We start from the raw sequence: 24,486 nt of genomic DNA, 5'->3' as shown, positions 1-24,486 counted from the left end.
CTCCTGTTGGGAGACGCTTATGCGACTGTGATCACCTGCACAAGCCCTTGGCCTTTGTTCGTTGCGGTGAAGGTGAGGCTTTCTCCGCTCAGCTTCTGGCCCTCATCCAGACCGTCTATTTTGAAACGGGCCGTGCTACCGCTGATCACGGGACGACGGAAATACAACCCCACTGGCCCTTCGGCGAGAATATCATCGGCCGGGCCGGTGAAGGTGAGAACAACTTCGTCCTTCTCCTGCGTCACGCCGCTGGCGAAAGTACCCGCTGCCGGCACCTTGGCGCGCCAAGCTTTGAGAAGCTCGGCATCCGCCTTGGCGTCAGACAGTTTGCTTTCGAACTTCGCGGGCGCGCAGATTTCCTTGCACACGCCGAAGAAGGCGGAAAGCGCAGCATCCGGCACTTTGCCTGCATCTTTCACCGAAATGCGGATGGGCAGCAGCACTTCATGGTGATAGCCGATGGCCTCGCCGCTCTCGTCATCAATGCGTTCGGGCAGGGGGAACAGAACTTCAAAGCCGGTGACATCAACGCCTTCCACCTTGATCTCCGGTGGGATGCCCGCCTCGCCCGGCACGCGCCAATAGGTTTTCCAGCCCTCGCCCAAAGCGATATGGAGCCCGGCCCAATAGTCATTGCCGTCAAAGCCGCCGCTGACCAGACGGGCGCGCCAACCGGTGCCATCGGCCTTGGCGGTGGAGGTGAGGGGCAAAAGCCCGAGGCCGATCAGAACATTTCTGCGTTTCATGGGTTTAAAATAGTCTCTGATGGGTTCACTTGCCAATCACCTTCCTGTCAAATTGTTTTGGGATTATGATTCTGCCATGAGCAAGCACATCTCACTGAACGGAAAACTGCTGATCGCCATGCCTTCAATTGAGGGGGATGATTTTGCCAAGTCGGTGGTGTTTCTGTGCGCGCATAGCGAAGACGGGGCGATGGGCCTCGTCATCAACAAGCCCGCACCTCGCATGGTGTTCGCTGATCTGGTCGAAAAGATGAAGCTGGATGAAACCTCCACCGAGATTCTCCAGCTCCCGGTCATGCTAGGCGGGCCGGTGAAGCAATTCCAGGGCTTCGTATTGCATTCCACCGATTACCATTCCGATGAAACACTCAAGGTGGGCACTGACTATGCGCTCACCGCCACGGTGGATGTGTTGCAGGCGATAGCCGATGGCAAGGGGCCTTCGCGCAAGATACTTGCACTTGGTTATGCGGGCTGGAGCCCCGGCCAGTTGGAGAGTGAGATCATGCATAATGGCTGGCTGCATTGCGATGCTGATCCTGGCCTGGTGTTCGGCACGCCGCGCGAGGCATTGCATGAGGCGGCGCTGCACAAGCTGGGGGCTTCCTCCGCCATGCTGTCCACGGAAGCTGGGCGGGCCTGATGAGCAAATTGCGGGCACGGACACTGGGAGTGCCGTTTCTGGGCGAACCCGGCAAGTTCAATACCATCACCGATGTGCCGGGGCTGGAAGTGGGTTACCACACGCTGATCCAGGGCGAGAATGTGCGCACGGGCGTCACCGCCATCCTGCCGCGCGGGCGTGCTGGTTTGGGCAATCCTGTGGCGGCCGGGTTTCATTCCTTCAATGGCAATGGCGAAGTGACGGGTGCGTCGTGGATCAATGAAGCCGGGCAGTTCAATTCCCCGGTGATGATCACCAACACCCATGCGGTGGGGCCGGTGCATCGCGGCGTGATTGATTGGATGGCCAAGCACAAGGCCGATGTGATCCCCGAATGGCTGCTGCCGGTGGTGGCGGAAACCTGGGATGGCTATCTGAATGATGTTTATGGCTCGCATGTCACACCCGAAATGGCGGGGCTGGCGATTGATGCGGCGCAGACGGGTGCGCTCGAGGAAGGCTCGGTCGGTGGCGGCACGGGTATGAATTGCTATGCCTTCAAGGGCGGCAATGGCACCGCCTCTCGCGTGGTGAAGTATGGCGGCAACGAATATATTGTAGGCGTTTTCCTGCAGACCAATTTCGGCGCGCGGCATGAATTGACCATCGCAGGGCATCCAATTGGTCAGCAGCTTCTGGCCGATAATCCGTATGCGGATCATTTTGCCCGCGAGGGAGATGGCTCCTGCATCGGCGTGCTGGCTACTGATGCGCCCTTGCTGCCGGGGCAGTTGCAGGCGCTGGCGCGGCGGCTGATGCTGGGCCTAGCCCGCACTGGCACCACCGGCTCGCATTTCTCCGGCGATATTTTCTTGGCCTTCTCGACGGCCAATGAAGCGGCCTTTTCCAACGGCTATCCGAAAGGCCAGAAGCCTGTTCTGTCAAAACTGGATTTTGTACCCTGGGGCGAGATTAACCCGTTCTATGCGGCAGCGGTTTATGCGGCCGAAGAAGCAGTGATCAATTCCATGGTTGCCAATGAAACGATGACGGGCCGCGATGGTCATCGCAGCCCGGCACTCCCGCATGATGCGGTGAGAAAACTTTTTAAAGCTTAGTCCTTGGCGCGTTCGACGTAGGAACCATCGGTGGTGTCCACCACGATGCGCGTGCCGGAGGTCACATGCGGCGGCACCATGGTGCGCACGCCGTTGGACAGCATGGCCGGCTTGAAGGACGACGACGCCGTCTGGTTCTTGATCGCCGGTTCGGTGTCGGTGATTTCCAGCGTGATGCGCTGGGGAATTTCAATCGAGATCGGGCCATCATTGAACATGGCGATCTGGCATTCCATGCCTTCTTGCAGATAGGGGGCGAAATCACCCACCATGTCGGCGGTCAGCGGGATCTGTTCGAAGGTCGTGGGGTTCATGAAGACGTAATTGTCGCCGTCCTGATACAGATAAGTATGCATGATGGTTTCGACGAAAGCGCGTTCCATCGCATCGGTGGTCTTGTAGCGCACGACCGTCTTCACACCGTCAGAAATGCGGCGCATGTCGATGGTGGTGGTGGGCGTGCCCTTGCCGGGATGCATGCTTTCAGCCTTCAGCACGACATAGAGCTTGCCGTCTTCATGTTCGATCACATTGCCTTTGCGCACGCCAGAGGCGATAACTTTTACCACGGGGATTATCCTGAAATTTGGGATTGAAATGGGTGTTGGCGCGCCTCATAGCAGGGGTGCCATGCAAAGCCAACCCCCGCAGGATACGCCCTGGTTTCACCCCTCGCGCCATGAGGACCGGCGGGGCTTCCTGCTGGCGCGGAACCGGATTCTCGCTGCGGTGCGTGGCTGGTTTGCCGAGCGGGATTTCCTCGAAGTCGATGTGCCCGCCATGCAGGTTTCCCCCGGTAATGAGGCGCATCTGCATGCGTTTGAAACGCGGCTGATCGGGCCGGATGGCAACGCGCATCCGCGCTACCTGCACACCTCACCGGAATTTCACTGCAAGAAGCTGCTGGCGGCGGGCGAGGAGAAGATTTTCTCGCTCGGCCATGTGTTCCGCAACCGTGAGTGCACGGATACGCATGCGCCGGAATTCACCATGCTGGAATGGTACCGCGCCAAGGCGCCGTACAAGGACATCATTGCCGACACGATTGCGCTGGTGCGGTTGGCGGGGCAGGGCGTCACCTTCAACTGGCGCGGCCGTGTGTGTGATCCGGCGATGGAAGTGGAATGGCTGACGGTGGCAGAAGGCTTCCGGAAATATGCAGGCGTTGATCTGTTGGCCACGCTCGACGACAACACGCCCAACCGCGATGCGCTGGCCGCGCAATCGCCCGTGGCGCTTCGCGCCGATGAAAGCTGGAGCGATATTTTCAGCCGCATTCTGGTGGAGAAGGTGGAGCCGCATCTGGGCAATGGCCGCATCACGGTGTTCTACGAGTATCCATCCTGCGAGGCAGCACTGGCCCGCGCCTGCGCGCATGATGCGCGCGTGGCTGAGCGGTTTGAGCTTTATGCATCAGGCGTGGAACTCGCCAATGGCTTTGGCGAATTGACTGATGCAAAAGAGCAGCGCCGGCGCTTCGAGGAAGAGATGGACATCAAAGCCCGCGTCTATGGCGAGCGCTATCCCGTCGACGAAGAATTGCTGCAGGCCTTGGCACTGATGCCCGAAGCCTCCGGCGTGGCGCTGGGCCTCGACCGTCTGATCATGCTGGCCACCGGTGCCACACGCATTGATCAAGTGCAGTGGTAAAACCCTGCTGACACTTTTTGGCACAAGCTGCTGACAGATGCTGACACAGCTGCATGTTACTTCTTTCTCCATCACCAAAGGAGAACTCAAATGCCCACCCATTCCATGATCCTGTATGTCGAAGACCCGATGAAATCGGCAGATTTTTACGAGAAGCTTCTGCGTGCCAAACCCGTGGAAGCCTCGCCCGGATTTGCCATGTTCGCGCTCACGGCACCCACCATGCTGGGCCTGTGGAAGCGTGCCGATGTGAAGCCCGCCGTCACTGCCGCCGCCGGCAGCAACGAGCTTGGCTTCCAGGTGGAGAATGATCCCATCGTCGATCAATTCTTCTCTGCGGCCAAGGGCATTGGTGCCGCCGTGCTGCAGGAACCTACGCATCTTGATTTCGGTTACACCTTCACAGTCGCCGATCCTGATGGAAACCGCCTACGCGTGTTCGCACCTTCGTGACGCACTACTGGATTGGCGTTGCAGCCGCCGACCACATCGCACGCGGTGTGGAAGGCGGCTTCATGCAGGTGAACCACGGCAAACTGGCGCCACTGAAGCGCATGAGCCCCGGCGATGTCGTCGCCTATTATTCGCCTGTCAAAGTGTATGGCGGTGACGAGAAGCTGCAAGCCTTCACCGCCATCGGCGTGGTAAAGGACGCAGCACCCTATGAGGGCGAAATGGGCAGCTTCAAAGCCTTCCGCCGCGACATCGGCTGGCATGACGCGAGCCCCTCGCCGATCCAGCCGCTGCTGGAAGCTCTGTCATTCACTCAGGGCCAGAAAAGCTGGGGCTACAAATTCCGTTTCGGGTTTTTCGAGATCGAGCAGGCGGACATGGAGGTGATTGCAAAGGCGATGGGGCAAACCGATATCTGATCCTTCCCTTCTCCCTCCCCGCTTCAGCGGGGAGGGAGGCATGTGAAGCATGACGGGTGGGGTGTGGCAGGTCGCTGACCTGAATCAATAAACTGGTATCGGGCAACCCCACCCCAGCCCCTCCCCTGTAAACAGGGGAGGGAGAAGGCTATAGAAAATATTCCTTGACAAAGGAATAATTGTTCTGCATACGTTCCTCGTCTTTTTCAAAGGAGGGGACGATGCTGATCACAGAGTTCCAACATTGTGGAAAAGAGAGCAGCGCCTGCAGGATGAAGAATAACTCACTTCATTCCTCCGGGGGCTCCGGTTCTGGACCGCAGGCACTACGACTTGCGCGCCTTCAATGGCTAACCAATATTAGCTCCGGATCTCAAATCGCTGCGCCTGCAAGCGGCTTTCAGCCATTTTGTTTTACTTCAGAAATTTCGCAGAGGCAGACGGCCGTGAACAGGCATTCCCCTCCATTTTCACTTTTGAAAGCGTGCCGATGAATTAGCGGCTGGCTCAGTCCCCTCATCCGCCTGTCGGCACCTTCTCCCCAGAGGGGAGAAGGGCAAAGTTGTGTGCATTCTGCCCTCGCCCCCTGGGAGAGGGACAGGCGCATGTCTTGGCGCCAGGGTGAGGGGATAGTGCGGGCCGCCTACAATCCAACTGCGCGGCGCCTCGCTTTCATCTGGCCCTATCATGGGGCCAGAGACGCGCTATGTTGCGGCAAATCCCACATCCGGAGTTCGCCCCATGAAAATGACCACCGAAGAAGCCTTCGTCAAAGTTTTGCAGATGCATGGCATCGCCGATGTGTTCGGCATCATCGGCTCGGCCTTTATGCCGATCTCCGATATTTTCCCCAAAGCCGGCATCAAGTTCTGGGACTGCGCGCATGAAGGCTCGGGCGGCATGATGGCCGATGGTTATACGCGCGCATCCGGCAAGATGAGCATGATGATCGCTCAAAATGGCCCGGGCATTACCAATTTCGTCACCGCGGTGAAGACGGCTTACTGGAACCACTCACCTGTGCTGCTGGTCACACCGCAGGCGGCCAACAAGACGATTGGCCAAGGCGGCTTCCAGGAAGTGGAGCAGATGGCTCTGTTCAAGGACATGGTCTGCTACCAGGAAGAAGTGCGCGATCCATCACGGATGGCGGAAGTTTTGAACCGGGTGATCATGAATGCCAAGCGCCATTCAGCGCCGGCGCAGATCAACGTGCCGCGCGATTATTTCACCCAAGTGATCGATATTGAACTTCCGGCGATTGTGGATTTCGAGCGCCCGTCAGGTGGTGATGATGCCATTGCCGCTGCGGCGAAGCTGCTGTCTGAAGCCAAGTTCCCGGTCATCCTGAATGGTGCGGGCGTGGTGCTGGGCGGGGCCATTCCGGCGTCCAAAGCGCTGGCTGAAAAACTCGATGCGCCGGTTTGCGTGGGCTATCAGCACAATGATGCCTTCCCCGGCAATCATCCGCTGTTTGCCGGGCCGCTGGGTTACAATGGCTCGAAGGCCGGCATGGAATTGATCCAGCAGGCCGACGTGGTGCTGTGCCTCGGCACGCGGCTCAATCCGTTTTCGACGCTGCCCGGCTACGGCCTCGATTACTGGCCGAAGCAGGCCAAGATCATTCAGGTTGATATCAATCCGGCGCGCATCGGCCTCACCAAGAAGGTGAGCGTGGGGATTGTTGGTGACGCAAAGAAAGTGGCGGAAGGCATTCTCAAGAAGCTTTCCACTTCGGCGGGTGATCACCAGCGCAAGGAACGCAAGGACACGATCGCTCAAACCAAAAGCCGCTGGGCGCAGCAGCTCTCTTCGATGGATCATGAGAATGATGATCCGGGCACCACTTGGAATGAACGCGCCCGCAAGGCCAAGCCGGAATGGATGAGCCCCCGCATGGCCTGGCGCGCCATTCAATCGGCTTTGCCGCGCGAGGCGATCATCTCGTCTGACATCGGCAACAATTGCGCCATCGGCAACGCCTATCCCACCTTCGATGAAGGCCGCAAATATCTGGCGCCCGGCCTGTTCGGTCCCTGCGGTTACGGCCTGCCGTCGGTGGTGGGTGCGAAGATCGCCTGCCCGAATGTGCCGGTGGTCGGCTTCTCGGGTGATGGCGCCTTCGGCATTGCGGTGACCGAACTCACCGCCATTGGCCGCAAGGAATGGCCTGCCGTCACGCAGATCGTGTTCCGCAACTATCAGTGGGGTGCCGAGAAGCGCAATTCGACCCTGTGGTATGATGACAATTTCGTCGGCACAGAACTCGACGAGCAAGTGTCATACGCCGGCATCGCCAAGGCCTGCGGCCTGCAGGGTGTCATCGCGCGCACCATGGACGAGCTGACGGCTGCCCTGCACAAGGCCATCGAAGACCAGATGAAACACGGCAAGACCACGCTGATCGAAGCGATGATCAACCAGGAACTGGGCGAACCGTTCAGGCGCGATGCGATGAAAAAGCCCGTCGAAGTGGCGGGTATCAGTGCTGGGGATATGAAGGCGCAGTGAGGGCTTGAATAAAGCGCCGGCAGGAGTCAACTTCGTCATTCGTGACGGAGTTGCGTGATGCTGAAATACGCCATTGCCTTTGTGTTTCTGTTTCCGGCTGCGGCCTATGCCGACAGGATCGACGGTACGTGGTGCAACGCGGCGGGCGCGCAAGTCACCATCGAAGGTCCCAGGATCACGCTTTCATCCAACACGGTCGTGGACGGTCAATATTCCCGGCATGAATTTCTATACACCGTGCCACCAGGCCGGGATCATGCTGGAGAACAGATTTATATGCGGGTCATGGATGACGAAGACATGACCTCTTTCATTGTCAAGGATGGTAAGGGCATCGACCCGATGGCCTGGACCAAATGTGCGCAGACGAGCTGATTGGCGCTGGCTAGACTTCCCGGCCATGGGCGCGCCAAAGTGCATGGGCCTCGTTCCAGCCCGGTGGCTGATCGGTTTCAAATCCCAGAACGCTGCCGGAAGCGATTGATTTGAAAGTCTTCATTGCTTTGATATGGGCGCCCGTGACCAGAAACGCACGCATCGCTTCCCTGGTCTCCCAAATGGTGAGCGTGTGATGCACACCGTCTATGGTGCGGGCATCGGCACTGATCAGCCCTGGTGCACTCTTGGCCTGTGCCATTGAACGCAGTGCATGCCACCAAAACCGGGGAGCGTGGATCACGCTGGTGAGGCGCAAGCCCGTGATAGAAACATAAGCCATGACTGTAGTACGATTGCGAACCCTACCTGGATCGCATCAGTTCCGGCTTCTCATTGCGAGCGCCCCGCGTCACGATGGATCAAGAAAAAGGCCGGGATTGCTCCCGGCCTTGAAGGGTCTAGTGCTGTAAGTCTAAAATCTTACGCGGCTTCCTCAGCAGAGTCCTCGTCGGACTTGGTGCTTTCGGTGGCGCTGCGCTTGGCGTTGCGGGCCAGGTATTCTTCCAGCTCGCGGATGCACTGGTCTTCATCGACCTTGCGCACGGCAGCGAGTTCACGGGCGAAGCGTTCCAGCGCCTGCTCGAAAAGCTGGCGTTCGGAATAGCTCTGCTCGGGCTGGCGCTCGGAGCGGTAGAGATCGCGGACCACTTCGGCGACCGAAATGAGATCGCCGGAATTGATCTTTGCATCATATTCCTGGGCGCGGCGCGACCACATGGTGCGCTTGATACGGGCACGGCCGCGGATCACCTTCATGGCTGCTTCGACCATGGCGCGATCGGCCAGGTGACGCATGCCCTTCTGTTCTGCGCGGTTGGTCGGCACCTTGAGACGGAGCTTTTCCTTCTCGAAATCGACGATATAGAGTTCCAGCTTCACGCCGGCGATTTCCTGCTCTTCAACGTTGGAAATCTTGCCAACGCCATGGGCCGGATAAACCACCAGTTCGCCGACCTTGAAATTGATCTTCTTCGGGGCAGGCGTGGCAGCGGCCTTGGCGGCCGGAGCAGCTGCAGCAGGCTTAGCAGCAGGAGCAGGCTTGGCGGCAACGGGTTTGGCTGCAGCGGCGGCCTTCTGGGTGGCGGCATGCTTGGCGGCAGCGGTTTTGGCCATCTGCTTGACGGCAGCCTTGTCGATCTTCTTCGGCTCGGGCTTTTTGGCCTTGGCGACAACAGCAGGCTTGGCCTTGGCCTTCACCACGGTCTTCTTGGCTGCTTTGACGGGCTTTTTCTTGGATGTGGGCATATGTGGGTACCGCCTGTTCACGAAAAGTCTGATCAACCCATTGACCGGGCGTTAAAAAATCCGAGCGGCGAGGCCCGGATCGTCAGACTGGTTGGGATTGCTACATGGACCTACATAGCACGGTTTTAAGGAATTTTAAAGACTGGATGCTCCGTACACGGCCTAAAACCGCCGAATTCGGCGCGGCATGGTTAATAGCAGTTAAGAAATAATCTTCAAAAACAGCGGAAAAGCGATCTTGTCAGTCGCCTTGGCCGGGCTTGGGCGAGAGCAGCGGCAGCTTGTCGGGCTTGCCATCCCATTCCTTGGAGTCCGGTTCGTGATCACGCTTGATGGTAATATTGGGCCATTTCACTGCATATTCGGTGTTGATCGCCAACCAGGTTTCGAGGCCAGGCTCAGTGTCTGGCTTGATGGCGTCAGCCGGGCATTCGGGTTCGCACACGCCGCAATCAATGCATTCATCCGGATGGATGACCAGGAAGTTCTCGCCCTCGTAGAAGCAATCCACGGGGCAGACTTCCACGCAGTCCATGTATTTGCACTTGATGCAGTTTTCGGTGACGATATAGGTCATTGCAGCTACTTGTGTGAGTGTTTCCGGGGCCTGATAGCAGGCCTCCTTCGCTTATGCACCCAGATTTTCCGGGGCGCTCGCATGCGAGGGCTGCGGGGCCAGATCTTCATAGAGCTGCTGGGCCTGGGTGGCGGGGCCACGCTTTTCAGCCTCGCCCAGCACGCGGATGACGCGCACTTCGCGCGGCAGATTGAGGGTCAAGATGTCACCCGGCTTCAAAGCATGGGCCGGCTTGGTGATGCGCTGGCTGTTGAGACGCACCAGGCCGTTTTCCACCAGTTCCGTGGCGGTGGAGCGGTGCTTCACGAAACGGGCATAGACCAGCCATTTATCCAGGCGTTGCGTCAGCTCAATTGCCTTTCATCTGCTCTTTGAGAGCCGCCAGCTTGGCGAAGGGCGAATTGGGGTCCAACGGCTTTTCCGGGCGCGGCGGGCGCTCGGGCTGGCGCGGGACTGCAGCATTGGGTTTGCCAGCGAATTTGCGGTCGCCGCGCTGGAACTCCGGACGCGGCCGGCGGGGCTTCTGATGGGCAGCGGGCTTGCCTTCGGGGCGCGGTGCACGTTCTGGCTTGGCGCGGAACGGGCCGGTGTCCTTAGGCCACCAGACATTGACGTCGATGAGTTCCGGAGCAGGATCTGCAGGTACAGCTTCTGCGGCGGGGGTTGCTTCGACCTCAACTGGGCCCGGAACTTCGGTGGCAACGACCTCGGCAGCGGGTGCAGCTTCAACAGGCTCTGCCACAGGTCCTTCCGGAGCAGCAAGTTCAACAACTACTGGTGCCGCAACCTTCGGCGCATGCTGCGGCTTGGGCATCTGGCGGGTTTGCGATTTGAAGCCGAGGCCTTTGAGCATTTCGCTGAACTCATCCGCCGAGGAGCCGACGAGGGACAGCATTTCCGGCACAACGACGAAGCCGCCGCCTTCCACGCTGCCAGCAGGGCGGGTTTCGGTCTCAACGCGCGGCTTCCAGAATACGCGGTCACGGATCAGGTCAGACAGGCGCTCCAGCATGTCCACGCGCACGGCGCGGTGGCCACAGATACGGTAGCCGCAAAGGCGGTAGAAGCCTTCCGGCAGATTGGCATCGGCTGCGACTGAAGTGAGGCCATTGGGCGGAGGGCTTGGGATGATCTCTTCGCCCTTGTGGTTCTGCAGCCACCAAAGCAGCAGACGCAGCTCAGTGGCAGCGGGCTTCAAAAGGGCAGGCAGGAAAATCGTATAGGCACCGAAGCGCACGCCATTGGCGCGCAGGCGGGCGCGGTCTTCCTGGCTCAGCGCCTTGACCTCTTCGGCCACTTGCTCGCGCGGCAGAACGGCAAAGGCTTCAACCAGGCGGAAGGCCATGCCACGGGCACCACCTTCAAAACCTTCAGCCTCTTCCAGCTTGAACAATGGCTCAAGCAGGCCTTGCACATGGCGCTGCAGGAATTTCTGCAGGCGGTCACGCACTTCCTCGCGGGCGGGGCCTTGCAGAACGTCTTCAGCCAGAACATCAGCTTGCGGGCGCAGCGGCTGGTCACCGGCGCGCATACGGCCCACGGCGTGGCCGGCCCACATGATGTAACCGTGGCGGTCCAGCTTCAGCTCAGTATCGGGCGTGGCGGCAAGTGACTTGGCGCGGGCCAGAATCTCGGTGGTGACGGCAGCAATGCTGGCCGTCTTCAAGGCATGAAGTTCGGTGGCGGCGGAGGCGGCATCCAGGCGGAACCCCAAGCCCTCGATACGGCCGACGAATTCGCCCTCAACATGGACTTCGCCGCCTGCATCAATATTCGTCATCAAGCCTTCCTTCTTCGCCAGACGCTGTAACAATACGCTGGTTCTGCGATCAATGAAACGCTGAGTCAACCGCTCATGCAACACATCAGATAAACGATCTTCGATCTCTTTGGTTCGGCTCTGCCAGTAAAGCGGTGCTTCCAACCAATCGGCTCGGTTGGCGATGAATGTCCAGGAGCGTACATGCGAGATGCGGGTGGCCAGCGTGTCGATGCCGCCTTCGAGATTTTCGCTGTGACTCAACTGGCGCGCGAACCAGTCTTCGGAAATGAAGCCATTGCCGGAATGGAGAAATTGAATGAGCCGTGTGACGAGATGCACATGCTCGGCCGGGGAGATATTGCGATAGTCGGGGACCTGGCAGACTTCCCAGGCGCGCATCACATCGGCGCGCGACTTGATGAGATCAGTGATTTCACCATTCCGGCAGATGGCTTCCAGCGCCAGAACGTCGGATGCGTTCTGGGCGCGTGTCAGGCCGTCTTCCTTTGGAAAATACCCCAGGCTTTTGCGCAAGCCATCGAGCGAGCGAAAATCCAGATCACGGTTGCGCCATTGCAGCACGCGCACCGGATCGAATTCATGGTTTTCGAGTTGCTCGATCAGATCCTGATCGAGCGCATCGGCTTCGGCGGAGACACCAAAGGTGCCGTCATTCATGTGGCGGCCGGCACGGCCAGCAATCTGGCCCATTTCAGCGGCGTTCAGATTGCGGAACTGGAAGCCGTCAAACTTTCGCGTGGCGGCGAAGGCCACATGATCGACATCCATGTTGAGGCCCATGCCGATCGCGTCGGTGGCCACCAGGTAATCCACATCGCCGCTTTGATAGAGAGCCACTTGCGCATTGCGGGTGCGGGGGCTGAGCGCGCCCATCACCACGGCGGCGCCACCGCTTTGGCGGCGGATATGCTCGGCCACCGCGTATACCATGTCTGCGGTGAAGGCGACGATGGCGGAGCGGCGCGGCAGGCGGGAGAGCTTTTTCTGGCCGGTATAAGTGAGCTTCGAGAGCCTCGGTCGCGACATGAAGTGAATGCCGGGGATCAGGCGTTCCAGAATGGGCTTCATGGTGCCTGCGCCCAAGAGCAGGGTTTCCTCGGTGCCGCGCCGGTGCAGCACACGCTCAGTAAAGATGTGGCCGCGCTCCAGATCGGCACAGAGCTGCACTTCATCAATGGCGAGGAAGGGCACTTCAATATCCGGCGGCATCGCTTCCACGGTGCATACCCAGTAATTGGGCTTGAGTGGGACGATTTTTTCTTCGCCGGTGATCAGCGCCACCTGGTTGTCGCCGGCACGCAGGCGGATACGGTCATAAATTTCGCGAGCCAGCAGGCGCAGCGGCAGGCCGATCATGCCCTTGCCATGGGCCAGCATGCGCTCAACGGCGTAATGGGTCTTGCCGGTGTTGGTTGGCCCCAGAATGGCAGTCACGGGGCGGCGGTTGGGCATGGAAGTCACTGTGCTGGAAAGATGGAGGATGGAAGCCTGCCATGCAAGACCGCTCATTGTGTGGCCGCGGGCGTGCCATTCTGAAACAAAGGCTTAAGCAATGGATTCAAAGGCGAACATTCCGTGCCCGAATCGCTGATGGGGTCGGATTCATTTTTTGTTCCACAGGGAATGCGAGGGGTGCTGTGGATAACTTCCGGTGCGTATCCAGCGAATAGGCGTGGAGGGGAGGCCCCGGCGTTAAGGCCTGTCTTCAAACCTTAACAGAACCTGCTGCGGCAACCCTCGGAATCATCTCCGATTTTAACAAAGTGTTCTCCGGCGGAACAGACCGCGCCCGAATCGCTGATGGAACGGTTTTCGTGGTTTGTTCACGCCATCCCTTGTGGGTGCAGGCTGATCCGACTACCAGAGCGTTGCCTTGCGCCGGATTTCGGTAGGCATTCGGGCGCTGGCCGTTAACCATTTGTGCCATTTTGGGAATATGGGTTGGAAACAGCCTGTTTTGCCGGGCGGCTCCTAAAGCTTGACAAGCCTGCCTTGGTCCGTTACCTCACGCCCAACATTTGGCCGGAATGCTTTTCCGGCCCATTTTCATTGGAGTATTTCATGTCGCGTCGTTGTGAATTGACTGGCAAGGGCTGGCAGGCCGGTAACAAGGTTTCCCACGCCAACAACAAGACCCGCACCCGTTTCATGCCCAACCTGTGCCAGGTGAGCTTGATGAGCGATGCGATGGGCCTTTCTTATAACCTCCGCGTTTCGGCGATTGCGCTGAAGTCGGTTGAACATGCCGGCGGCCTCGATGCCTTCCTGCTCAAGGCCGACATTGCCAAGATGTCCGACAAGGCCGCCACGCTGAAGCGGTCGGTTGCCAAGAAGGTTGCTGCCCAGAAGGCCGCTGCCTAAGCTTTCTTAATAGCCTTTGAAAAGGCCGCTCCTTTCGGAGCGGCTTTTTTGTTACGCTGAATCATGACAAAACAACCCGGCAATCACGGCAACAACGCACCGCGCGATGGAAGCCCGCGCGTGCATTCATCCGCGCAGTTGCGGGATTGCGTGCTGGGCCAGTTCACAGATGTGGCCGAGCGCGTGGTGATGGCGGAATGCGCGCTTGGCGATTATTCTTACGTCGAGCGGCAGGCTGAGGCGATCTACACGGACATTGGCAAGTTCTGCGCGATTGCCGCCAATGCGCGCATCAACGCGCTGGGCCACCCGATGGACCGCGTGTCGCAGCACAAGATCACCTACCGGCCCAATGAGTATTTTCTTTACGCCAAAGTGGACAAGGATTTCCGCGAAGCCCGCCGCACCAAACGCGTGAGCATTGGCCATGATGTGTGGATCGGCCATGGTGCCATTGTGATGCCGGGGATTTCCATTGGCCACGGCGCAGTTGTGGCAGCAGGTGCTGTGGTGACCAAGGATGTGGCGGCTTACGAAATCGTTGGCGGTGTGCCTGCCAAGCGGATCAAGTGGCGGTTCGAAAAGCCCATCCGCGAGCGGATCGAGAAACTGGCCTGGTGGGATTGGCCGCATGACAGGCTGGGCTTCGCTGTTGAGGATATGAAGAAGCTTTCACCGGAAGAATTTCTCGAGAAGTATTCCGAATAGCTCCCTTGCAAATAATTCATTTGATCATATGTAACTTATACGATTACATATAAATCATTGAAGCAAGGACACCGGATATGAGCCTGATCCCCGACCTGAACTGGCGTTACGCCACCAAGAAATACGACACCGCCAAGAAGGTTTCGCAGAGGCAGCTTGATGAAATCTTGGAGGCGATCAGTCTTGCACCTTCGGGCAGCGGCTATCAACCTTATGACGTGTTGGTTGTCACCAACCCGGAAGTGCGCGAGAAATTGCGCGCTGCAGCCAACAATCAATCACAGGTGACTGAGGCTTCGCATCTTCTGGTCTTCGCGGCCTGGGATAACATCACCGCCGAAAAGCTCGGCAAGGTGTTCGATAACATGGCGCTGATCCGCGGCAAGAGCGACAGCCTGGATGAACGCCGCAAGGGTGCGATTGCCGGATTTGAAGCGAAGTCAGCCGAAGAGAATTTCCACTTTGCCGCACAGCAGGCCTTTATAGGGCTCGGTGTTGGCGTCTCCGCCGCTGCCGCACTGAAGGTTGATGCCACGCCGATGGGTGGATTTGATCCGAAGAAGTTTGACGAGATCCTCGGTCTGAAGGCCAAAGGGTTGCGCAGTGTGGTGATCCTGCCGATTGGCCATCGCCATGCCGACGGTGACTGGCTGGTGAACTTGAAGAAAGTGCGCCGCCCGAAGAATGAAATGTTCATCGAGGTGGCTTGATCCGCGACTGAATTCCAAGAAGGGCGGGGCCGTGGCCTCGCCCTTTTGTTTATGATGGGCGTTGGCGCAGCAGCACCAGATGCGGCACATCATTGTAGGGGCCTTCGGCGATCGTCTTGAAGCCGATCTTCTTGGCGAGATGAATTGAAACCGTGTTGCGCGCGGCGACGATGCAGGACGTTTCGGGCCCAGCTAGTTCCTTGTCGCCCCAGGCTTGAATGGCTGTGACCGCTTCGGTTGAAAGTTTTTTGCCGTGGTATGGGCTGGCCAAAGCCCAGCCGAATTCCGGCTTGCCGGAAATGTCCGGCGTGATGGTGCGGTGAAATTCAGCAAAGCCGGCGATGCCTGCCAAAGTGCCGCTCGCTTTATCTTCCAGCGCCCAATAGCCATAGCCGCTGAGCTCCCACAGGCCAGCAAGGCGCAGCATGCGCGCCCAGGCTTCCTCGCGCGAGAGAGGTTTGCCGGTAAGAAAGTTATAGACCAGCGGATCGGCATACATGGCGTGGAAGGCTGCAAGGTCTGATGCCTTGAGGCCGCGCAAATTGAGGCGCTCAGTTGCAAGCGATGGGGCTGATCTGTTCATGGGGCTAATCGCTTTCGATGGAATAGCTGGATTTCGAGTTCCGGTCTGTCGAGGAAATGAGTGTCGGCGCTATAGGTATAGCCTATCTTGCGGGCGACATTGGCCGAAGCCGTGTTGACGGTGTCGATGATGCAGGCGGTCTTGTCGGCATCGATGTTGGCGTCACCCCAACAGGCGCAGGCGAGTGCGGCTTCGGTGCCAAGACCTCTGCCTTGATGGGTGGTGGTGAGCGCCCAACCCAGTTCAGGTTCTGGCATGGGCACCAGCATTTCGCGTCGTAAAAACAGATAGCCACATTGGCCAAGCAGTTGGCCGGTTTCGCGGTCCGCCACTGCCCAAGTGCCAAAGCCATTCAGCGGCCAATGACCCATCAGGCCGGTGAGGCGGCCCCAATGTACGGATTCAGATTGCGGCTTGCCGGCAATGTGGCGGTAGACACCTTCCTCGTTCCAGATTCGGCAGAAATCAGGGAAGTCTTCCGCCGTGAAACTGCGGAGCGTTAGGCGCTGCGTCTCAATGACGGGCGCGGCGGCGCGGGGAGTGTTGTTCATGTTCTTCAAACAACTCTGCCAACTTCTCGGTCATGGCGCCACCCAATTCCTCGGCATCAATGATTGTGACTGCGCGCTGATAATAGCGCGTCACGTCATGGCCGATGCCGATGGCGATCAGTTCGACGGGTGAGCGGCCTTCAATATCAGTGATCACCTGACGCAGATGTTTTTCCAGATAGTTGCCGGAATTCACGCTGAGCGTTGAATCATCCACTGGTGCGCCATCGGAAATCACCATCATGATGCGGCGCTGCTCTTGCCGCGCCAGCAGGCGGTTATGGGCCCAGATCAGCGCTTCACCGTCGATATTTTCCTTGAGGAGGCCTTCGCGCATCATCAGGCCAAGATTCTTGCGCGCACGGCGCCAGGGCTCATCGGCGGATTTGTAAACGATGTGGCGCAGGTCATTGAGGCGGCCGGGATTGGCCGGTTTGCCATCGGCCAACCATTTCTCGCGCGATTGCCCGCCCTTCCAGGCCTTGGTGGTGAAGCCCAGAATTTCGACCTTCACGCCGCAGCGCTCCAGGGTGCGTGCCAGAATGTCGGCGCAGGTGGCGGCCACGGTGATGGGGCGGCCGCGCATCGAGCCTGAATTGTCGAGCAGCAGGCTGACGACCGTATCGCGGAATTTGGTGTCTTGCTCTTGCTTGAAGGACAAGGCATGCAGCGGGTCAATCACCACGCGGGTCAAACGCGCGGCATCCAGCACGCCTTCTTCGAGATCGAAATCCCAGGAGCGGTTTTGCTGTGCCATCAGGCGGCGCTGCAGGCGGTTGGCGAGGCGCGAGACAACGCCTTGGAGATTGGCAAGCTGCTTGTCGAGATAGGCGCGCAGGCGCGTGAGTTCATCGGGATCACAGAGATCGTCGGCGCTGATCACCTCATCATAGGCATTGGCATAGACCTTGTAGAAGTTATCATTGCTGAGCGACGAGAAGGGCAGCTGCGGGCGCCATGGCTCCTCGCCGTCATCCATTTCCTCGCCTTCCAGATCATCAGGCAAGTCATCGGATTCAGCGGATTGCGCTTCCATTTCGGCGGATTCGGTTTCGCCTTCAGCGGATTCCATTTCCTCGGATGCAGATTGTTCGCTTTCCTGGTCCTCGCCCTGCGGGGTTTCGGATTGCTCGCCCTGATCGTCGGAGGATTCTTCCTCGTCATTCTCCTCGGCCTTGTCGGGGTCATCACCCAACTCATCGGCCATATCGAGCGAGGCAATCAGATCACGCGAGAGGCGGGCAAAGGCCTGCTGGTCGCGTAGGGCATCTTCCAGACCCTTGAATTTCTCGCCGGCGCGTTCTTCCACCCAGTCGCGCCAGAGATCGACATATTGCTTGGCAGCAGGTGGTGGTGCAGCGCCCGTGAGCTTCTCGCGCAGGAGCAGGCCTACGGCTTCTTCGAGCGGCGTGTCCTTGCGGTTGTTGGACGGCCGGTTGACAGTGAGGCGGCCATATTTGTCATCCAGCATCGCGGCCAGATTGTTGGCTACGCCCGGCATGGCGCGCGCGCCGATGGCTTCAATGCGCGCCTGTTCGACCGCATCAAAAATGGCGCGGGCATTCTTGCCTTGCGGCAGATAGTGACCGTGCACTTCATCGGAGTGATTGGCCAGTTTCAGGGTGAAGCTGTCGGCCAGGCCGCGGGTGATGGCGATGTCTTTCTTGGACGCGGCACCCGAAAGCTGCGGCAACTTGGCCTTGTGGCCGACCAGCTGCGGCTGGTCAGTGCCGAAGGACACGACCAGTTCCGGATCAAGCGCCATGGATTTCATGGCCGTGCCGAGCACTTCCTTGAAACGTTCGGCGCGGTCTTCCTTGGCCGCCATCGGCCTTTACGCGATCTGGATGCGGGCTGCGGATTCCGGCAGGTCTTCGCCGAAGCAGCGCTGATAGAATTCCGCCACGATGGAGCGTTCCAGCTCATCACACTTGTTGAGGAAGGTGACACGGAAGGCAAAGCCGACATCGCCGAAAATCTCGGCATTCTGCGCCCAGGTGATCACGGTGCGCGGGCTCATCACGGTGGAGAGGTCACCCTGGATGAACGCATTGCGCGTGTGATCAGCCACGCGGACCATGTTGGCGATGGTCTTCTTGCCCTTTTCGTTCTGGAACGATTTGTTCTTGGCCAGAACGATGCTGACTTCCTCGGCATGCGGCAGATAGTTCAGCGCGGTGACGATCGACCAACGGTCCATCTGGGCCTGGTTGATCTGCTGCGTGCCGTGATAGAGGCCCGTCGTGTCACCAAGGCCAATCGTGTTGGCGGTGGAGAACAGGCGGAAGGCTGCGTGCGGATGCAACACGCGCGACTGGTCGAGCAGCGTGAGCTTGCCGGCAGCTTCGAGAATGCGCTGGATCACGAACATCACGTCCGGGCGGCCGGCATCATATTCGTCGAACACGAGAGCAATGTTGTGCTGGTAGGCCCAAGGCAGGATGCCTTCCTTGAACTCTGTAATCTGCTTGCCATCCTTCAGCACGATGGCGTCCTTGCCGATCAGGTCGATACGGCTGATATGGCTGTCGAGATTGATACGGATGCAAGGCCAGTTCAGGCGTGCGGCCACTTGCTCGATATGGGTGGATTTGCCGGTGCCGTGATAGCCTGTCACCATCACGCGGCGGTTATAGGCAAAGCCCGCGAGGATCGCCATCGTGGTTTCACGGTTGAACAGATAATCCGGATCGACATCCGGCACATGCTCGCTGCGCTCGGAAAACGCACTGACATCCATGTTGGATTCGAAACCGAAGAGCTGGGCGACTGAAACTTTCTTGTCGGGCAAGCCCGTGAGCGTAGGAGATGAGGACATGATTGGTCTTTTTTCTGAGCTTTCGCGCGGCTTGTAAAGGGTTCAGGGCGCCAGGGCAAGTTAGGCCAGTTTGGCTAGCAGAAGCCCGTGGCCCGCAGCGTGTCATAGGCCCGGATCACCGCTTGCAATGCGTCTTCATTGGCGCGGCTGCCCTGGTTGGCATCGGGGTGAAGGCGTTTCACCAGTGTCTTGTATTTGGCCTTCACTTCTTCGGGCTTGGCATCCTCGGTCAGGCCCATGGCACCCAGAGCTTCGATCTCATTGCGGCGCAGCTTCTTGCCATGCTTGGCATGGGTGCTGATCTGCTCCTTGATCATGATGTTCAGCGGATCTTCGATATATTTTGCCGTGCGGCGGCGTGCGCCTGCGAAGGTTGGGCCATTCTGGCCGAGCTTCCAGGTGGGCCTATGGCCCGTCTGTGCGTCCTTCTGGAAGGCCTGTTCGGAGGCATTGTCCATGCCGGCGAAGTAATTATAGGTCTTGTTGTATTGCTGGGTATGCGCCGTGCAATAGTTCCAGAACTGGCCTTCAGCGCCACGGCCCTTTGGCGCCTTGTGGCGCGCGGGCTTGTCGCAGCCGGGCCATTCGCAAGGCTTTACAGCCGCTTCGGCCTTTTCCTTGGCGGTGGGTTCAGGCTTGATACGGATCTTGTCGAAGATTTTTGAATGGCTGGTCATGAGGGACATAAGTATAGTTTTTAATACTGATTTTTTCAACCAAAAGGACGGATGAAGAGGTGAATTCAATGGGGCCAGTCGCCACGATCATGGCAGGCAAATTGCAGGTGGCTTTTGCGCCGCGAAAGCTTCAGCTGATTGATGAATCGAACCAGCATCATGGCCATTCCGGTGCGCATCCTTCTGGCGAGAGCCATTTTCGCCTGCGCATTTCGGCTGAAGCGCTGGACGGAAAATCACGGGTGGCGCAGCACCGGATGATTCATGAGGCGTTGTCGGTTGAACTCAAGAACAGGGTGCATGCCTTGGCGATTGAAGTTTCGTGACGTAATTTACGCCACGCCCTGCACGGGTGGTGCAGGTGTTGTATCCAGGCGTGAGACTTTGATCACCGTCAATTGCTGCTTGCGCTTCTTTAGTACTTCGAAGCGGAAGCCGTAGAAATTGAACACCTGGCCCGCATCTGGGATCATGCGTGCTTCGTGGATCACCATGCCCGCCAGCGTGGTGGCCTCGCGGTCCGGCAGGTCCCAATCCAGGGCACGGTTCAAATCGCGCAGCGGCACAGTGCCGTCCACCATGTAGGAGCCGTCTTTCTGCTTCCTCACGCCGTTGGACACCGCATCGAATTCGTCTTCAATATCGCCGACGATTTCTTCGATAATGTCTTCGAGCGTGACCAGGCCCTGAAGTTCGCCATATTCGTCCACCACGATCGCGAAGTGGCTTTTCCGGCGCAGGAAGGCGGTTAACTGGTCTTCGAGCGGACGCGTGTCGGGCACGAACCAGGGATCAGTGATGATATGATCTATCTTCACTTTGCTCGCATCGCCTTCATGCTGCTGCAGGGCCTGGAACAGCATCTTGGCGTGCAGAATGCCGATAATGTTGTCCTGATTATCTTTCCACACGGGCAGGCGGGTCTTGCCGCTTTTCAGCACGTCTTCGACGATCTGGCTCATCGGGTCTTGAGCATCGATCATGATCATCTTGGTGCGGTGAACCATCACGTCATGGATTTCGAGATCCTTGAGGTCGAGAAGGCCGCCCAGCATGTCGCGATCCTTCTTGACGATTTCACCTTCCTTGTGATGCAGGTCAATCGCGCCACGCAATTCATCATGGGCCGAGAGAATGCTTTCGACATTTTCGACATCGACGCCGAACAGCATCAATGTTTTTTTGACGATGAATTCCACCGCAAGAACAAGCGGGCCCAGAATCGCAGTGATGATGCGCATCAGCGGTGCCACAGCAGTGGCCACCGCTTCGGGATAGGCAATTGCGTAAGTCTTCGGCATCACTTCGGCAAAGACCAGCAGCAGGCTCGCCATGGCGGCGGACGCGATGAAGGCGCCGTATTCGCCGAAAATCTTGGTGAGTGACAACGTGGCCAGCGATGAGGCCGACACCATGGCCAGCGAACTGCCCAGCAGAATGGAACCGATCAGGCGTTCCGGCGCATTGGTCAGGCGCAGCACAAGGTTGGCGCGCTTGGAGCCACGGCGTTCCATTTCCGTCAGTCTGGCGCGAGAGGCAGTAGTGAGGCTGGTTTCCGAAGCAGAAAAAAATGCGGCGATGACAATGCAACTCGTGACCGAGATGATGCCAACCCAGATTTCGTTCGTCATGGTTTTGCGAGGCCCTGTTTGGCCGCGTCCTCTTTCAGGAAGCCAAGAACCTTGGCTTCGTCGATACCTTTAGCAATGAAGGTTTTGCCAATCGCTTCCGCCAGAATGAATGTCAGGCGGCCGCCTTCAGCCTTCTTGTCTTGATACATTAGTTTCACCAAGGCTTCCGGCTCTGGAAGCTTCGCCTTGATCTCGCTCATGTGGGTGGGAAGGCCAGCGCGCTTGAGGTGAGCGGCCACCTTGCGGTTCAGGCCCTGCTGGCAATGGCCCAGCTTTTCCGAAAATCCAAAGGCCTGCACCATGCCGATGGCGACGGCTTCGCCATGCAGCAATTGATCGGAGTAACCCATGGCCGCTTCCAGCGCGTGGCCGAATGTGTGGCCGAGATTGAGAAGGGCGCGAACTCCCGTTTCGGTTTCATCTTCGGTGACGATGCGGGCCTTCATCTCGCAGGAGATTTTCACGGCCTGGGCGGTGGCCTTGATGTCACCTTCCATAATGGCTTCCACATTCTGTTCCAGCCATTCGAAAAACGGCGCGTTGCCGAGCAAGCCATATTTAGCCACTTCGGCATAGCCTGCCGCGCGCTGACGCTGGGGTAGGGTGCCCAGCACATCAAGATCTGCCAGAACCAGAATGGGTTGATGGAAGGCACCGACTAGATTCTTGCCGTGCCTGGAATTGATGCCAGTCTTGCCGCCCACAGAACTATCGACTTGCGCCAGAAGCGAAGTTGGAATCTGGATGAAGTTGACGCCACGGCGCAGGATGGCGGCTGCAAAGCCGGTCAGATCGCCGATCACGCCGCCGCCCAAAGCGATCACCGCGTCCTTGCGTTCCACACCGAAGCCCAGCAAGCCGTCACAGGTTTCAGCCAGATGCGCATAAGCCTTGGTGCTTTCGCCCGGCGGCAGGACCAATGATTTGCTTTCGATGCCAGCGGATTTTAGCGCCGCTTCCAGCGTTTTCAGATGCGCCTTGGCGACATTCTCATCGGTAACGATGGCAGCGAATTTGCGCTTCAGCAGCGGCTGGATATGGGTTGCCGCCTGCGCCAACAGGCCTTGGCCGATTTTGATATCATAGCTGCGGCCCGCCAGATCAACGTGCACGTGGTCAATCGTCATAACGAGAAACCTTCAGGCCAGGCCATTCGCCGATGGCGCGGATCACTTCATTGACCATCTGAGTGTGCTGCACATCGCGGCTTTCCACTGTGACGTCGGCCAGCGAATAGACCGGGTAGCGCAAATTCATCAGTCGGCTCAAAACTGCGGCTGGGTCATCGCGCTTGAGCAAGGGCCGGTCATTGCGCTTGGAGACGCGCTTCAACAGCAGATCAAGATCGGCCTTCAGCCAGACTGATATGCCGTGATCGCGGATGCGCTCGCGGGTTTCGCCATTCATGTAGGCACCGCCTCCAGTGGCCAGAATCTGGCGTCCATTTTCGAGAAGCCGTGTGATGACGCGGCGCTCGCCTTCGCGGAAATAATCTTCGCCATGATCGGCGAAAATTTCTGAAATGGATTTTCCCGCTGCGGCTTCAATTTCGTGATCAGCATCCACAAACGGCATTTCCAGCTTTTCGGCCAGCCTGCGGCCGATTGAGCTTTTGCCAGCACCCATCAAGCCGACAAGCACGATGGCCCGGTTTCCCAGGGCCTCGCTGATATCACTTATGGTTTCACTCACAGATCGTTTCGCCATCTCTAGTCTTTTAGATTATTGCAGCGTCCTCGTGCAATCAATTGCATTTGCCCCCTCGGGCCTTGTATTATGCGCGCCGAGGAGCGTGATGCCGGATACTTTCAAATTCCTGCTGGTGATAGGCGTGTTGGCTGGCCTGGTTTATGGCGGGGCCTTTGCCTTGGCCAGCTATCCACCGTCACAAATAGAAATCACCAAAGCATTGCCGCATGACAGGCTCCGCACCCGCTAGTCACGATCACCGCCATCTCAGCCGGTTTCTGGAGATGATGAGTGCTGAGCGGGGCGCTGCCAAGAATTCGATTGCCGCTTACCGGCGTGACCTGGAGCTTTGGATCGCTTTCCTCAAAGCGCGAGGCACATCAGTGCTGGAAGCTTCCACGCAGAATGTCCGTGATTTCCAGGCTGAGGCCGAAGCGCATGGTTTGGCGCGGGCTACATCGGCGCGGCGGCTTTCGGCGATCAAGCAATTCCATGGCTTTCTGCATGGCGAAGGCAAGGCGAAAGAGAATCCGGCGGCGATTGTCGAAGGGCCGCGCGCCAGCCCACGGCTTCCGAAAATTTTGAGCGATGCTGATATGGCGGCGCTGTTACTCACGGCGAAAGAGCAGGCCAGCAAAGCGGAGGATGCGGCGCGTTTCAAGGCGCTGCGCCTTTATACCTTGTTGATGATTTTGGCCGCTTCGGGCTTGCGCGTTTCGGAACTGATTACGCTGCCCTATCGTGCGCTGTCCGGCGGTGATGAGTTTCTGTTGATCAAGGGCAAGGGTGGGCGCGAAAGATTGGTGCCGCTGTCTCCCGAGGCGCGGCAAGTCGCTGGCACCTATATGAAGCTGCTGCGCGAAACTTATGAGGAGGAGCCGAAATTTCTGTTCCCTTCGCGCGGCGCCCAAGGCTGCCTGACGCGGCAGCATTTCGCGCTGGAGCTGAAAGCGCTGGCGGGGGCGGCCGGGGTTGATGCTGAAAAGGTTTCACCCCATGTGCTCAGGCATGTCTTTGCGTCCGGGCTTCTGGCTGCGGGAGCGGATTTGCGCGCGGTGCAGCAGATGCTGGGCCATGCCGATATTTCGACCACGCAGATCTATACCCATGTGCAGGCCCAGCGGCTGCAAGAAGCGGTTGCAACCTATCATCCGCTTGCGCGCAAACGCAAAAGCCCGGCGGGTTGACTTTGCCGCCGCCAGACGCCAGTAACA

Annotated in this window: 28 protein-coding genes; 13 read left to right on the top strand and 15 right to left on the bottom strand. The window is 58.4% G+C overall.

What is annotated here, in order from left to right:
* Nucleotides 1–17: 17 nt before the first annotated feature.
* A complete protein-coding gene (locus F8B91_RS13715) occupies nucleotides 18–746 on the bottom strand; it encodes a protein-disulfide reductase DsbD domain-containing protein (protein WP_196504416.1) in 729 nt (242 codons plus the stop codon).
* 76 nt (nucleotides 747–822) lie between these two features.
* Here F8B91_RS13715 and F8B91_RS13710 point away from each other — a divergent pair, with 76 nt between their 5' ends.
* Nucleotides 823–1,389 (top strand): YqgE/AlgH family protein, encoded by a 567-nt coding sequence (locus F8B91_RS13710; protein ID WP_196504415.1) that lies wholly within the window; start codon nucleotides 823–825, stop codon nucleotides 1,387–1,389.
* Nucleotides 1,389–2,468: a P1 family peptidase gene (locus F8B91_RS13705; protein ID WP_196504414.1), complete on the top strand. Its 1,080-nt coding sequence runs from the start codon at nucleotides 1,389–1,391 to the stop codon at nucleotides 2,466–2,468. The genes F8B91_RS13710 and F8B91_RS13705 overlap by 1 nt, the downstream gene beginning before the upstream one ends.
* On the opposite strand, the gene efp is transcribed toward F8B91_RS13705, so the two are convergent.
* Nucleotides 2,465–3,037 carry an elongation factor P gene (efp, locus tag F8B91_RS13700; RefSeq protein ID WP_196504413.1) on the bottom strand — a complete coding sequence of 191 codons (573 nt, stop codon included), beginning with the start codon at nucleotides 3,035–3,037 and terminating at the stop codon, nucleotides 2,465–2,467. The genes F8B91_RS13705 and efp overlap by 4 nt on opposite strands.
* Nucleotides 3,038–3,098: 61 nt before the next feature.
* Here efp and epmA point away from each other — a divergent pair, with 61 nt between their 5' ends.
* The 5 genes from epmA to F8B91_RS13675 all read left to right on the top strand — a co-directional run bounded on the left by epmA (nucleotide 3,099) and on the right by F8B91_RS13675 (nucleotide 7,876).
* Nucleotides 3,099–4,118 (top strand): EF-P lysine aminoacylase EpmA, encoded by a 1,020-nt coding sequence (epmA, locus tag F8B91_RS13695; protein ID WP_196504412.1) that lies wholly within the window; start codon nucleotides 3,099–3,101, stop codon nucleotides 4,116–4,118.
* A 90-nt stretch (nucleotides 4,119–4,208) separates the two neighbouring features.
* The gene (locus tag F8B91_RS13690; RefSeq protein ID WP_196504411.1) at nucleotides 4,209–4,571 is read left to right on the top strand and encodes a VOC family protein; all 363 of its coding nucleotides are present in this window, start codon (nucleotides 4,209–4,211) and stop codon (nucleotides 4,569–4,571) included.
* Complete coding sequence (locus F8B91_RS13685) at nucleotides 4,568–4,990, top strand: EVE domain-containing protein (protein WP_196504410.1); 423 nt, start codon at nucleotides 4,568–4,570, stop codon at nucleotides 4,988–4,990. Before F8B91_RS13690 ends, F8B91_RS13685 begins: the two co-directional genes overlap by 4 nt.
* 741 nt (nucleotides 4,991–5,731) lie before the next feature.
* Nucleotides 5,732–7,501, top strand: a complete 1,770-nt coding sequence (xsc, locus tag F8B91_RS13680; protein WP_196504409.1) for a sulfoacetaldehyde acetyltransferase — start codon at nucleotides 5,732–5,734, stop codon at nucleotides 7,499–7,501.
* Between the two features lie 57 nt (nucleotides 7,502–7,558).
* Nucleotides 7,559–7,876: a hypothetical protein gene (locus F8B91_RS13675; protein WP_196504408.1), complete on the top strand. Its 318-nt coding sequence runs from the start codon at nucleotides 7,559–7,561 to the stop codon at nucleotides 7,874–7,876.
* Between the two features lie 10 nt (nucleotides 7,877–7,886).
* Here F8B91_RS13675 and F8B91_RS13670 read toward each other — a convergent pair whose 3' ends face one another.
* From F8B91_RS13670 to F8B91_RS13650, 5 genes are all read right to left on the bottom strand, one after another.
* On the bottom strand, nucleotides 7,887–8,219 hold the full coding sequence (locus F8B91_RS13670) for a hypothetical protein (RefSeq protein ID WP_196504407.1): 333 nt from the start codon (nucleotides 8,217–8,219) through the stop codon (nucleotides 7,887–7,889).
* A gap of 140 nt (nucleotides 8,220–8,359) precedes the next feature.
* Nucleotides 8,360–9,184, bottom strand: a complete 825-nt coding sequence (locus F8B91_RS13665; protein ID WP_196504406.1) for a CarD family transcriptional regulator — start codon at nucleotides 9,182–9,184, stop codon at nucleotides 8,360–8,362.
* 241 nt (nucleotides 9,185–9,425) lie between these two features.
* Complete coding sequence (fdxA, locus tag F8B91_RS13660; protein WP_196504405.1) at nucleotides 9,426–9,761, bottom strand: ferredoxin FdxA; 336 nt, start codon at nucleotides 9,759–9,761, stop codon at nucleotides 9,426–9,428.
* A 51-nt stretch (nucleotides 9,762–9,812) separates the two neighbouring features.
* Complete coding sequence (locus F8B91_RS13655; RefSeq protein ID WP_281432949.1) at nucleotides 9,813–10,097, bottom strand: RNA-binding S4 domain-containing protein; 285 nt, start codon at nucleotides 10,095–10,097, stop codon at nucleotides 9,813–9,815.
* Between the two features lie 13 nt (nucleotides 10,098–10,110).
* On the bottom strand, nucleotides 10,111–13,053 hold the full coding sequence (locus F8B91_RS13650; RefSeq protein ID WP_246715261.1) for a helicase-related protein: 2,943 nt from the start codon (nucleotides 13,051–13,053) through the stop codon (nucleotides 10,111–10,113).
* 552 nt (nucleotides 13,054–13,605) lie between these two features.
* On the opposite strand from F8B91_RS13650, the gene rpmB reads away from it, so the two are divergent.
* The 3 genes from rpmB to F8B91_RS13635 all read left to right on the top strand — a co-directional run bounded on the left by rpmB (nucleotide 13,606) and on the right by F8B91_RS13635 (nucleotide 15,323).
* A complete protein-coding gene (gene rpmB, locus F8B91_RS13645; protein WP_196504404.1) occupies nucleotides 13,606–13,905 on the top strand; it encodes a 50S ribosomal protein L28 in 300 nt (99 codons plus the stop codon).
* A gap of 63 nt (nucleotides 13,906–13,968) precedes the next feature.
* A complete protein-coding gene (locus F8B91_RS13640) occupies nucleotides 13,969–14,613 on the top strand; it encodes a DapH/DapD/GlmU-related protein (RefSeq protein ID WP_196504403.1) in 645 nt (214 codons plus the stop codon).
* A gap of 77 nt (nucleotides 14,614–14,690) precedes the next feature.
* A complete protein-coding gene (locus tag F8B91_RS13635) occupies nucleotides 14,691–15,323 on the top strand; it encodes an NAD(P)H-dependent oxidoreductase (protein WP_196504402.1) in 633 nt (210 codons plus the stop codon).
* 49 nt (nucleotides 15,324–15,372) lie between these two features.
* On the opposite strand, the gene F8B91_RS13630 is transcribed toward F8B91_RS13635, so the two are convergent.
* From F8B91_RS13630 to F8B91_RS13610, 5 genes are all read right to left on the bottom strand, one after another.
* Nucleotides 15,373–15,906 (bottom strand): GNAT family N-acetyltransferase, encoded by a 534-nt coding sequence (locus F8B91_RS13630; protein WP_196504401.1) that lies wholly within the window; start codon nucleotides 15,904–15,906, stop codon nucleotides 15,373–15,375.
* Entirely contained in the window at nucleotides 15,903–16,457 is a 555-nt protein-coding gene (locus F8B91_RS13625) for a GNAT family N-acetyltransferase (RefSeq protein ID WP_196504400.1), read from the bottom strand. Before F8B91_RS13625 ends, F8B91_RS13630 begins: the two co-directional genes overlap by 4 nt.
* Complete coding sequence (gene cobT / locus F8B91_RS13620; protein WP_196504399.1) at nucleotides 16,420–18,285, bottom strand: cobaltochelatase subunit CobT; 1,866 nt, start codon at nucleotides 18,283–18,285, stop codon at nucleotides 16,420–16,422. The genes F8B91_RS13625 and cobT overlap by 38 nt, the downstream gene beginning before the upstream one ends.
* Before the next feature lie 6 nt (nucleotides 18,286–18,291).
* A complete protein-coding gene (cobS, locus tag F8B91_RS13615) occupies nucleotides 18,292–19,275 on the bottom strand; it encodes a cobaltochelatase subunit CobS (protein ID WP_196504398.1) in 984 nt (327 codons plus the stop codon).
* 74 nt (nucleotides 19,276–19,349) lie between these two features.
* Nucleotides 19,350–19,952: a J domain-containing protein gene (locus F8B91_RS13610; RefSeq protein ID WP_196504397.1), complete on the bottom strand. Its 603-nt coding sequence runs from the start codon at nucleotides 19,950–19,952 to the stop codon at nucleotides 19,350–19,352.
* Between the two features lie 68 nt (nucleotides 19,953–20,020).
* Here F8B91_RS13610 and F8B91_RS13605 point away from each other — a divergent pair, with 68 nt between their 5' ends.
* Nucleotides 20,021–20,278 (top strand): BolA family protein, encoded by a 258-nt coding sequence (locus tag F8B91_RS13605; protein ID WP_196504396.1) that lies wholly within the window; start codon nucleotides 20,021–20,023, stop codon nucleotides 20,276–20,278.
* A 6-nt stretch (nucleotides 20,279–20,284) separates the two neighbouring features.
* On the opposite strand, the gene F8B91_RS13600 is transcribed toward F8B91_RS13605, so the two are convergent.
* From F8B91_RS13600 to F8B91_RS13590, 3 genes are read right to left on the bottom strand one after another with little or no spacing between them, the layout of a single operon-like run.
* Nucleotides 20,285–21,583, bottom strand: coding sequence for an HlyC/CorC family transporter (locus tag F8B91_RS13600; protein ID WP_196504395.1), 1,299 nt, complete (start codon nucleotides 21,581–21,583; stop codon nucleotides 20,285–20,287).
* Nucleotides 21,580–22,710: a 3-dehydroquinate synthase gene (gene aroB / locus F8B91_RS13595; protein ID WP_196504394.1), complete on the bottom strand. Its 1,131-nt coding sequence runs from the start codon at nucleotides 22,708–22,710 to the stop codon at nucleotides 21,580–21,582. Before aroB ends, F8B91_RS13600 begins: the two co-directional genes overlap by 4 nt.
* A complete protein-coding gene (locus tag F8B91_RS13590; RefSeq protein WP_196504393.1) occupies nucleotides 22,700–23,290 on the bottom strand; it encodes a shikimate kinase in 591 nt (196 codons plus the stop codon). The genes aroB and F8B91_RS13590 overlap by 11 nt, the downstream gene beginning before the upstream one ends.
* Before the next feature lie 88 nt (nucleotides 23,291–23,378).
* On the opposite strand from F8B91_RS13590, the gene F8B91_RS13585 reads away from it, so the two are divergent.
* Nucleotides 23,379–23,522 (top strand): histidine kinase, encoded by a 144-nt coding sequence (locus F8B91_RS13585; protein ID WP_196504392.1) that lies wholly within the window; start codon nucleotides 23,379–23,381, stop codon nucleotides 23,520–23,522.
* On the top strand, nucleotides 23,500–24,459 hold the full coding sequence (locus F8B91_RS13580) for a tyrosine recombinase (RefSeq protein ID WP_196504391.1): 960 nt from the start codon (nucleotides 23,500–23,502) through the stop codon (nucleotides 24,457–24,459). Before F8B91_RS13585 ends, F8B91_RS13580 begins: the two co-directional genes overlap by 23 nt.
* Nucleotides 24,460–24,486: the final 27 nt, after the last annotated feature.

The organism is Aestuariivirga litoralis (assembly GCF_015714715.1).
GTDB lineage: Bacteria > Pseudomonadota > Alphaproteobacteria > Rhizobiales > Aestuariivirgaceae > Aestuariivirga > Aestuariivirga litoralis_A.
Note: the sequence above shows the minus strand (reverse complement) of the source record. Positions and strands in the feature narration are given on the sequence as shown.

What these genes read in the sequence shown, in the direction of transcription:
- F8B91_RS13650 (WP_246715261.1), bottom strand. Translation starts at nt 13,053, where the DNA reads ATGAGCGGTCTTGCATGGCAGGCTTCCATCCTCCATCTTTCCAGCACA.
- aroB (WP_196504394.1), bottom strand. Translation starts at nt 22,710, where the DNA reads ATGACGATTGACCACGTGCACGTTGATCTGGCGGGCCGCAGCTATGAT.
- xsc (WP_196504409.1), top strand. Translation starts at nt 5,732, where the DNA reads ATGAAAATGACCACCGAAGAAGCCTTCGTCAAAGTTTTGCAGATGCAT.
- cobS (WP_196504398.1), bottom strand. Translation starts at nt 19,275, where the DNA reads ATGTCCTCATCTCCTACGCTCACGGGCTTGCCCGACAAGAAAGTTTCA.
- F8B91_RS13675 (WP_196504408.1), top strand. Translation starts at nt 7,559, where the DNA reads ATGCTGAAATACGCCATTGCCTTTGTGTTTCTGTTTCCGGCTGCGGCC.
- F8B91_RS13605 (WP_196504396.1), top strand. Translation starts at nt 20,021, where the DNA reads ATGGGGCCAGTCGCCACGATCATGGCAGGCAAATTGCAGGTGGCTTTT.
- epmA (WP_196504412.1), top strand. Translation starts at nt 3,099, where the DNA reads ATGCAAAGCCAACCCCCGCAGGATACGCCCTGGTTTCACCCCTCGCGC.
- F8B91_RS13580 (WP_196504391.1), top strand. Translation starts at nt 23,500, where the DNA reads ATGACAGGCTCCGCACCCGCTAGTCACGATCACCGCCATCTCAGCCGG.
- F8B91_RS13630 (WP_196504401.1), bottom strand. Translation starts at nt 15,906, where the DNA reads ATGAACAGATCAGCCCCATCGCTTGCAACTGAGCGCCTCAATTTGCGC.
- F8B91_RS13715 (WP_196504416.1), bottom strand. Translation starts at nt 746, where the DNA reads ATGAAACGCAGAAATGTTCTGATCGGCCTCGGGCTTTTGCCCCTCACC.
- F8B91_RS13600 (WP_196504395.1), bottom strand. Translation starts at nt 21,583, where the DNA reads ATGACGAACGAAATCTGGGTTGGCATCATCTCGGTCACGAGTTGCATT.
- F8B91_RS13610 (WP_196504397.1), bottom strand. Translation starts at nt 19,952, where the DNA reads ATGACCAGCCATTCAAAAATCTTCGACAAGATCCGTATCAAGCCTGAA.
- F8B91_RS13635 (WP_196504402.1), top strand. Translation starts at nt 14,691, where the DNA reads ATGAGCCTGATCCCCGACCTGAACTGGCGTTACGCCACCAAGAAATAC.
- F8B91_RS13705 (WP_196504414.1), top strand. Translation starts at nt 1,389, where the DNA reads ATGAGCAAATTGCGGGCACGGACACTGGGAGTGCCGTTTCTGGGCGAA.
- F8B91_RS13585 (WP_196504392.1), top strand. Translation starts at nt 23,379, where the DNA reads ATGCCGGATACTTTCAAATTCCTGCTGGTGATAGGCGTGTTGGCTGGC.
- cobT (WP_196504399.1), bottom strand. Translation starts at nt 18,285, where the DNA reads ATGGCGGCCAAGGAAGACCGCGCCGAACGTTTCAAGGAAGTGCTCGGC.
- F8B91_RS13670 (WP_196504407.1), bottom strand. Translation starts at nt 8,219, where the DNA reads ATGGCTTATGTTTCTATCACGGGCTTGCGCCTCACCAGCGTGATCCAC.
- F8B91_RS13590 (WP_196504393.1), bottom strand. Translation starts at nt 23,290, where the DNA reads ATGGCGAAACGATCTGTGAGTGAAACCATAAGTGATATCAGCGAGGCC.
- F8B91_RS13690 (WP_196504411.1), top strand. Translation starts at nt 4,209, where the DNA reads ATGCCCACCCATTCCATGATCCTGTATGTCGAAGACCCGATGAAATCG.
- F8B91_RS13710 (WP_196504415.1), top strand. Translation starts at nt 823, where the DNA reads ATGAGCAAGCACATCTCACTGAACGGAAAACTGCTGATCGCCATGCCT.
- F8B91_RS13640 (WP_196504403.1), top strand. Translation starts at nt 13,969, where the DNA reads ATGACAAAACAACCCGGCAATCACGGCAACAACGCACCGCGCGATGGA.
- F8B91_RS13625 (WP_196504400.1), bottom strand. Translation starts at nt 16,457, where the DNA reads ATGAACAACACTCCCCGCGCCGCCGCGCCCGTCATTGAGACGCAGCGC.
- rpmB (WP_196504404.1), top strand. Translation starts at nt 13,606, where the DNA reads ATGTCGCGTCGTTGTGAATTGACTGGCAAGGGCTGGCAGGCCGGTAAC.
- F8B91_RS13665 (WP_196504406.1), bottom strand. Translation starts at nt 9,184, where the DNA reads ATGCCCACATCCAAGAAAAAGCCCGTCAAAGCAGCCAAGAAGACCGTG.
- fdxA (WP_196504405.1), bottom strand. Translation starts at nt 9,761, where the DNA reads ATGACCTATATCGTCACCGAAAACTGCATCAAGTGCAAATACATGGAC.